This is a genomic window from Amycolatopsis thailandensis (genome assembly GCF_002234405.1).
Taxonomy (GTDB): Bacteria; Actinomycetota; Actinomycetes; order Mycobacteriales; family Pseudonocardiaceae; genus Amycolatopsis; species Amycolatopsis thailandensis.
In genome coordinates this window covers 1-5,060 of the sequence record NZ_NMQT01000256.1, presented here as the reverse complement: position 1 = coordinate 5,060, position 5,060 = coordinate 1, and the positions used below count along the sequence as shown (strand labels likewise).

Here is a 5,060-nt window from a genome sequence, read left to right as displayed (position 1 = left end):
ATGAGGGGTCCCCTTAAGACGAAAAGTGTCCTAAGGGGACCCCTCATGACACAACCGGGCCGGGAACTGTCGGAGCCCGGCGCGATCCTCGACGGCATGAACAAACTCCTGGATCTCCTCATACCCGCCCGCTGCGCCTCCTGCGGAGCACCGGGCGCGCCCTGCTGCGCGACCTGCCAGACCGCTTGGGGTTCGCTCAGCGAGATCACCCGCGCGCCCACGGCCGGCCGAGTCCCCGTGTACGCCCTGGCCCGCTACGCGGACGACGCCCGACGCTTGATCCTCGCCTACAAGGAGCGCGGCCGCCGCGACCTCGCGCCGTCCCTGGGGCGAGCCGTCGCCGAGGCCCTGGTCCACCTGCCCGAGCCGGCCGCGGGATTCTGTCTCGTCCCGGTCCCTTCGAGACGGCACGCCTCGCGTGTCCGAGGTGGACCGCACGTCCGGCGCCTCGCCGAGGAGTGCGTGAAAGCGTTGGCGGACAAAGGAAGACCGGCGACCGTGGCGCCGATCCTCGCGCTCAGGCCCGGGGTCCGCGACGCGGCGGGACTCACCAGGGCCGAGCGCGCGGTGAACCTCGACGGCCGCATCCGTCTCGTCCCGGGAGAGCATCCGGAGAGGGTCGTTCTCCTTGACGACGTGATCACAACCGGAGCGACGGCCGCCGCTTGTGCGCGCCTTTTGGACATAAGCGGAATTCACGTTTCCGCGGTGATCGCACTGGCCGCCGCCGGGTGATCGGAGGGTCACCTACAAGAGTGATGAATGATCGGGAACGGGAATGGGTACAAGGGCGTTGACGGGATATGAGGCAGCTTCCGGGGAACACTCGAGCGGCCCGCCACTCCACCGGGGTGGCGGCGGATTCCCTTGGCGGCGTCACCCTCGGCTTTTTCCTGCCCGAAGGCTTGCGCCGTCCGCGTGAAAACAAATCACGGGGACGACGCCCGACAAGCCGGATTGTCCCGCTGGACACAGCGTCGTCGTCGCGTGCGGTGACGAGGTCTCACGTCCTGATATCCCCCGGCTCGGGGGCTGTTGCTCGGGGCGTGTTGCAGCTAACGTGCAGCGCTATCAGCAATCCCGGCAGGCAGGGAGGTGACCAGCCCATGTCCCTGGCGCCGGAGCCGCGCTGAGTCCGCGCTCGGACATCCGCCACGAGACGTCGTGACCGCATGCCGAGTTCCCTCATCGCCCGCGATCCGGGCTTCGTCCCCGCTTTACCGGCGCCCTAGTGAACACATCTACAGCTCGCAGTCATTTCAGCGAGGGAGGTCGTGTATGGACATCGTCGTTAAGGGCCGCAACGTGGAGGTGCCCGACCACTATCGGGCACTCGTCAGCGAAAAGCTGGCCCGGCTAGAGCGCTACGACAAGAAGGTCATCCGTTACGACGTGGAGCTCTTCCATGAGCCCAATCGCCGGCAGTCGAAGAACTGCCAGCGCGTCGAAATCACCGGTAAGGGCAGGGGCCCCGCCGTACGCGCCGAAGCGTGTGCGGGCGACTTCTACGCAGCGCTGGATTCCGCACTCAACAAGCTCGAGAACAGGTTGCGGAAGACACACGACCGCCGGCGCGTGCACTACGGCCGCAGCCGCCCGGAATCCGTCGCCGAGGCGACTTCGATGGCGGCCGCCGGTGGCATGACCACCGACAACCGACATCTGGCGGGTACCGCTGTGCTCGAGGCGCCAGAGGCCGAACCCCTGGCCAACGGTTTCGCCGTCGAGAGCGGTGAAGAGTTCGAGATGCCCCAGCAGCGCTGGGACGACGGGGTGACCGAACACCAGCCCGGTCGCGTCGTCCGCGAGAAGAAGCACGACGCGGAACCCATGACGGTCGATCAGGCTCTCTACGAGATGGAGCTGGTCGGTCACGACTTCTATCTGTTCAACGACTCCGACGCCGGGTGCCCGAGCGTCGTCTACCGGAGGCGAGGCTTCGACTACGGCGTCATCCGGCTGAGCTAGCCGGTCCCTCCGACCCACCCACAACGCCTATGGAACGGCCCGCACGCGCACGCGTGCGGGCCGTTTCCCGTCCGGATCGGCCGGGATGGGCACCGGCCAGGTCAGATACCGACAGACGGTGCGTGCGCGAACACCGAGGTGTTCCCTACGATGGGGGCGGACGGTGGTGCGTGACCAGCGCACCACCGCGTACGAGATTGCCCGGGACCGGCTCGGGTGCGATCACAATCAGCTAGTGAGGTCGACCGGATGGTGCTGAACCGCCTGCTCCGCGCGGGCGAGGGCAAGATGGTGAAGCGGCTGCGCAACATCGCCGATCACATCAACACCCTCGAAGACGACGTCAAGGGACTTTCGGACACCGCGCTGCGGGCCAAGACCGACGAGTTCCGTAAGCGGAACGCGGACGGCGAGTCACTCGACGACCTCCTGCCGGAGGCGTTCGCGGTGGCGAGGGAGGCGGCCTGGCGCGTGCTCGGCCAGCGGCCCTACGACGTTCAGGTGATGGGCGGTGCCGCGCTGCACCTCGGCCAGGTCTCCGAGATGAAGACCGGTGAGGGCAAGACCCTGACCCAGGTGCTCCCCGCGTACCTGAACGCGCTGTCCGGCAAGGGCGTGCACGTCATCACGGTGAACGACTACCTCGCCAAACGTGACGCCGAGTGGATGGGCCGCATCCACCGCTTCCTCGGCCTCGAGGTCGGCATCATCCTGGCCGACCAGACGCCCGAGGTCCGCCGCCAGCAGTACGCCGCCGACATCACGCACGGCACGAACAACGAGTTCGGCTTCGACTACCTCCGCGACAACATGGCGTGGAGCCTCGAAGACTGCGTGCAGCGCGGCCACAACTTCGCGATCGTCGACGAGGTGGACTCCATCCTCATCGACGAGGCCCGGACGCCGCTGATCATCTCCGGTCCGGCCGACCAGTCCTCGCGCTGGTACGTCGAGTTCGCGCGGATGACGCCGCTGATGAAGGCGGACATCCACTACGAGGTGGACATCCGCAAGCGCACCGTCGGTGTCACCGAGAAGGGTGTCGCCTTCGTCGAGGACCAGCTCGGCATCGACAACCTCTACGAGGCCGCGAACACGCCGCTGGTCGGCTACCTGAACAACGCGCTGAAGGTCAAGGAGCTCTACAAGCGCGACAAGGACTACATCGTCCGTGACGGCGAAGTCCTCATCGTCGACGAGTTCACCGGCCGCATCCTGCACGGACGCCGCTACAACGAGGGCATGCACCAGGCGATCGAGGCCAAGGAAGGCGTCGAGATCAAGGCCGAGAACCAGACGCTCGCCACGATCACGCTGCAGAACTACTTCCGGCTCTACAGCAAGCTGGCGGGTATGACCGGTACCGCCGAGACCGAGGCGGCCGAGTTCCACCAGACCTACAAGCTGGGTGTGGTGCCGATCCCGACCAACAAGCCGATGGTCCGCGCCGACCAGGCCGACCTCATCTACAAGACCGAGCAGGCGAAGTTCGAGGCCGTCGCCGAGGACATCGCCGAGCGGCACGAGAAGGGCCAGCCGGTGCTGGTCGGCACCACGAGTGTCGAGAAGTCCGAGCACCTGTCGAAGCTGCTGCTCAAGCTGGGTGTCCCGCACGAGGTCCTCAACGCCAAGCACCACGACCGGGAGGCGCTGATCGTCGCTCGCGCCGGGCGCAAGGGCGCGGTCACGGTCGCCACCAACATGGCGGGCCGCGGTACCGACATCGTGCTGGGCGGCAACCCGGACATCATCGCCGACGAGGTGCTCCGCGACCGCGGTCTCGACCCGGTGGAGCACTCCGAGGAGTACGAGGCCGCCTGGCCGAAGGTGCTCGAAGAGGTCCAGGCCGACACCAAGGCCGAGGCCGACGAGGTCCGCGAGGCCGGCGGGCTGTACGTGCTCGGCACCGAGCGGCACGAGTCTCGCCGGATCGACAACCAGCTCCGCGGTCGTTCCGGCCGTCAGGGCGACCCGGGCGAGTCCCGGTTCTACCTGTCGCTCGGTGACGAGCTCATGCGCCGCTTCAACGCGACGATGGTCGAGCGGGTCATGACCACCATGCGGCTGCCGGACGACGTGCCGATCGAGCACAAGATGGTCTCCAAGGCGATCAAGAGCGCGCAGACGCAGGTCGAGCAGCAGAACATGGAGATCCGCAAGAACGTCCTCAAGTACGACGAGGTCATGAACGAGCAGCGCAAGGTGATCTACGCCGAGCGCCTGCGCGTCCTCGAGGGCGAGGATCTCCGCGAGCAGATCGAGCACATGCTCGTCGACGTCATCAACGCTTACGTCAACGAGGAGACCTCTTCGGGCTACGCCGAGGACTGGGACCACGAGAAGCTGTGGACGGCGCTCAAGACGCTGTACCCGGTGAAGGTCACCTGGGAATCCCTGACCGAGGACGACGACCTCGACGCCGAAGGGCTCCGCGAGGCGCTGCTCGAAGACGCTCACCGCGCGTACGACGAGCGCGAGGTCGAGATCGACGGCAAGGTCGGCGAAGGCGCGATGCGCAGCCTGGAGCGCCAGGTCATGCTCACCGTGCTCGACCGCAAGTGGCGTGAGCACCTCTACGAGATGGACTATCTCAAGGAGGGCATCGGCATGCGGGCCCTCGCCCAGCGCGACCCGGTCATCGAGTACCAGCGCGAGGGCTACGACATGTTCCGCGCGATGCTGGAGTCGCTGAAGGAGGAGGCCGTCGGCTTCCTGTTCAACCTCCAGGTCGAGCAGGCCGAACCCGCCGCCCCGTCGCCCGAGTCCGCGTCCGCGCTGCCCGCCGGTGTCGGGTCCGGGAACGGCCAGGCCGCCAACGGCGACGGGCGGCACGCCCGCCCGACGCCTCCGCAGGGCCCGGCGAGCGACACCGAGTCCGTGCCGTCCGCCTTGCGGGGCAAGGGACTCGGCGGCGGTTCGCAGTCCGGGCTGACCATGTCGGGCCTGTCCGAGGACGGCGGCGTCGAGTCGCATTCGGACAGTGCCGGCAGCGACGGCGGCGACCAGAGCGGGACCCGCCGGGAGCGTCGTGCCGCGCATGTTCCGCTGCACCCGTCGCTCGCGTTCGACCTGACGGTGACGAGCGCGCTGGC

General features: G+C 67.5%; 3 protein-coding genes. All 3 read left to right on the top strand.

Annotated elements, in window-relative coordinates; genetic code table 11:
* The first annotated feature begins 96 nt into the window (after positions 1-96).
* Entirely contained in the window at positions 97-735 is a 639-nt protein-coding gene (locus CFP71_RS42090) for a ComF family protein (RefSeq protein WP_093939429.1), read from the top strand.
* A gap of 543 nt (positions 736-1,278) precedes the next feature.
* Positions 1,279-1,968 carry a ribosome hibernation-promoting factor, HPF/YfiA family gene (gene hpf / locus CFP71_RS42085; protein ID WP_093939428.1) on the top strand — a complete coding sequence of 230 codons (690 nt, stop codon included), beginning with the start codon at positions 1,279-1,281 and terminating at the stop codon, positions 1,966-1,968.
* A gap of 249 nt (positions 1,969-2,217) precedes the next feature.
* Positions 2,218-5,060: preprotein translocase subunit SecA (gene secA, locus CFP71_RS42080; protein ID WP_143267291.1), on the top strand; the 2,843-nt coding region annotated here is incomplete at its 3' end.